2 protein-coding genes and 1 pseudogene are annotated in these 3,293 nt (G+C 38.7%); 1 reads left to right on the top strand and 2 read right to left on the bottom strand.

The features are described 5' to 3' along the window. Positions 1–240: pseudogene (locus L655_RS1000000127745) on the top strand (hypothetical protein); the annotation flags it as partial. Between the two features lie 21 nt (positions 241–261). Here the strand turns inward: L655_RS1000000127745 and L655_RS0120160 are convergent. Together L655_RS0120160 and L655_RS0120155 are read right to left on the bottom strand one after the other, a co-directional pair. Beyond that, a complete protein-coding gene (locus tag L655_RS0120160; RefSeq protein ID WP_241764522.1) occupies positions 262–2,817 on the bottom strand; it encodes a pitrilysin family protein in 2,556 nt (851 codons plus the stop codon). Between the two features lie 98 nt (positions 2,818–2,915). After that, positions 2,916–3,293: group II intron maturase-specific domain-containing protein (locus tag L655_RS0120155; protein ID WP_029752211.1), on the bottom strand; the 378-nt coding region annotated here is incomplete at its 5' end.

Raw genomic sequence — 3,293 nt, 5'->3', positions numbered from 1 at the left:
CTAAGTATAGGGCGTTGCGCTATTTTGCACGCTGACCCACCAATACTGCCGAAACAGGTTACGGTTAGTTGTGTACCTCTAACTTCTTATGGCTTCCTTCAGACCCCACCGTTGGCCAGTGATGCCCTTGCCATTCAGATTATCTTCCCCTTAGTCAGGGTGATAAGGCATCTTTCAGCCTATCGGGTTTGCCAGCTTCGCTGGGCAAACAAAAAAGCAGCTAAAAAAGCTGCTTTATAATTCCAATGATTTATTTAAATATTAAAGGCTGTAGTCAACAACCTTCATACCTAATTTTTCAAGCTCTGGGCGAAGTGTTTTAGCATCACCCACTACTAAATAAATCATATCTTTAGTGTTTAAGTGTTTTTTAGCTAAGGCGTTAACTTCTTCTTTGCTAATATTGCTAACAATCTCATTTCTTTCTTTTACAAAGCTAGGTTTTAAATCGAACTCTAATATTTGTGCTAAAAAGCCAAGTTTTGCATTAGGCGTTTCGTATTTAAGCGCATCTTTTTGATTGATAGCCTTACGCATAAACATAAGCTCTTCGTCAGTGACACCGTTTTGAGCATAGTTATTAAGCTCATTAGTAAACTCTGTAATAGACGCTGCAGTAGAGTCGGCTCTCACCGCTGCAGAAGCGGTAAAGCCACCTGATGTTTTATCACCCCAGAAACGAGAGCGAGCACCGTAAGTGTAGCCTTTATCTTCTCGTAAATTTAAATTGATACGGCTGTTAAACGTGCCACCAAGTGCAAAGTTCATCAAGTTAGCTTTAAAGAACTCACCTGTAATATCTTCAACCATATCGCGTTTACCAATACGAATTTCTGATTGAGGAGCGTCTGGTTTATCAACCAAATAAATTACATTAGTTTCTACTTTAGGTTCACTGAAATCAACCGCTACTAAGCTCGATTTACCTTTCCAATTTGTAAGTGTAGCTTTAATCTTTGGCTCAATTGTTGACTCTTTTAAATCAGAAACAATAATTACTTGAGCGCCCTGCGGTTTAAAGTTTGCGCTATAAAAAGCTTTAACGTCAGCAAGTGTAATAGCCTCTATACTATTAAGCGTTCCAGTACTTGGAAGTGCAGCTATATTGTTGCCATATAGTAATTTACTATATGTATTAGATGCTAAATACCCAGCATCCTTCATTGAATGTTGAATATTTTGAATGATTTGCTTTTTATTACGCTCAAAGTCATCGGCATTAAATGCAGGTTTAAATAATTTCTCTTCAACAAGCTTTAGCGTTGCATCTACATTCTTGGTTAAGCTAGAAACATACACATTTGTATGTGTTTTATCTGAGTAGATACTTACCTGGCTACCCAGTTTTTCAAGCGCGTTACTCATTTGCTCTGTAGTGTAGTTTTGCGTTGACTCGCTCATTAACGATGCAGTCATTGACGATAAACCCACTTTACTAGCTTGCTCATTATACAAGCCACCCGGAACTTTAATAAAAATAGCGGTGGTTGGCGTTTCTGTACTTTGCGTACCTAATATTTTAATACCGTTTTCGGTCTTAGTTTGCCAAAGAGAAGGAACATCAACAGCAGGATTTGCGCCGGCTACAGGGTGAATACTTCGATCAAATGTTTCAACAGCTCCTCGTGCTACTAAATCATCAGCTGAAGTTGTAGATGGACCTCCAAAATCATGCGCTTTAGGCGTAAAGTTATCTGGGGCAGCTATAAGTTGAGTTTGACCTTCTGGCACAACACTCATAATAACGGCAGATTTACCTTTGATATATTGATTAAAAACACGCATAACATCAGCTTTTGTAACTTTGTTATAACGTGCAATCTCATCTTTCGCTGAGTTTGGGTTACCTGTAAACGTTTCAGATGCGGCTAGTTGAGAGACTTTTCCTGATACGCTTTGCAGACCAAAAATTGCACCTGACTCTATTTTAGCTTTTACTTTATCTAAATCATCTTGTGTAACGCCACGCTCTTCAAATTCAACAAATGAATCACGAATGATTTTTTCCATATCAGCTAACGTTTTCCCTGCTGTAGGATTTGGTAAAGCATAAAGACTAATTGAACACGCTAACTCTTGGCATGGATGATTTGCACTTGCTTGAACAGCAAGTTGAGTTTTAACTAGGTTTTTGTATAGTAGTGAATTATTACCTCCACCTAATATTTCAGCAAGTATATCAAGAGGTGCTTCATCTTCAGAGCGAGCATAAGTCGTTGGGAAACTCATACTTAATAAAGGTAAATGTACCTTATCTTCCATTGAAATATATCTATCGGCATCTAGTATTACAGCTGTTTTTTCAACTTTAGGGATTTCAGGGCCTTTTGGAATTGGTGCAAAGTATTTAGTAACTAATGGTAGTATTTCATTAGCGCTGATGTCACCACCAATGGTAAGCGTTGCATTATTTGGTCCGTACCATTTTAAAAAGAATGCTTTCAAATCATTTACATTTACGCGATTTAAATCGTCCATAAAACCAATTACAGGCCATGAATATGGATGGCCGTCTGGATACATCGCTTGAGCAACACGTTCACCTAAACGACCATAAGGGCGATTATCAACACGTTGGCCGCGCTCGTTTTTTACTGTTTCGCGTTGTACTTCAAATTTTTCTTGGGTTACAGCATCGAGTAAAAAGCCCATTCGATCAGCTTCTAGCCACAACATTTTTTCTAATTGATTTACAGGTACTGTTTCAAAATAGTTTGTTCTATCTGAGTTAGTTGTACCATTTAAAGTACCGCCTGCTTCAGATATTATTTTAAAATGTTCCTCATCAGCAACATTCTCTGAACCTTGAAACATCATATGCTCATCGAGTAGGGTGAGGCTTTTGCCTCATCCCTCTCACAGAACCGTACGTACGGGCCTCGTATACGGCTCCTGTATTCTTCTATCCCTTCGGCTTATTTTCTAAACGCCGATTGAGCAAGCCATCCTGTACTTACTTTTTCCATTGAATATAAACCTTGCTCCTCAAACCATTGGTTTGGCATCGCTACATTCGATAATGGACTTAGAGAGTTTCGCCATGAGTTCATTTTGATGAACTTAAATGGCGGCTTTTTCCCTAATTGTTTTAGTCGCTTATGCAACCTCGCTGGGTTTTTCCACAACCTTAACTGAATTGCCCTTAATCGTCGTCTCACCCACCTTGCCAACAAATTTAGCACTCGTTTACAATTGGCTATACTGAAATAATTTACAAAGCCGCGCACCACTGGATTGAGTCTTTTTATTACTTCAATTAAGTTCATGCCACTATTTCGCTTTGTTAATCGTTT

Source organism: Pseudoalteromonas sp. TAE79, assembly GCF_000498015.1.
GTDB lineage: Bacteria > Pseudomonadota > Gammaproteobacteria > Enterobacterales > Alteromonadaceae > Pseudoalteromonas.
The sequence above is the reverse complement of the archived record's forward strand: the minus strand, read 5'-3'. Positions and strand labels throughout refer to the sequence as shown.

Excerpts from the sequence above, each read along its gene's own strand:
- L655_RS0120160 (WP_241764522.1), bottom strand. The coding sequence starts at position 2,817 with ATGATGTTTCAAGGTTCAGAGAATGTTGCTGATGAGGAACATTTTAAA.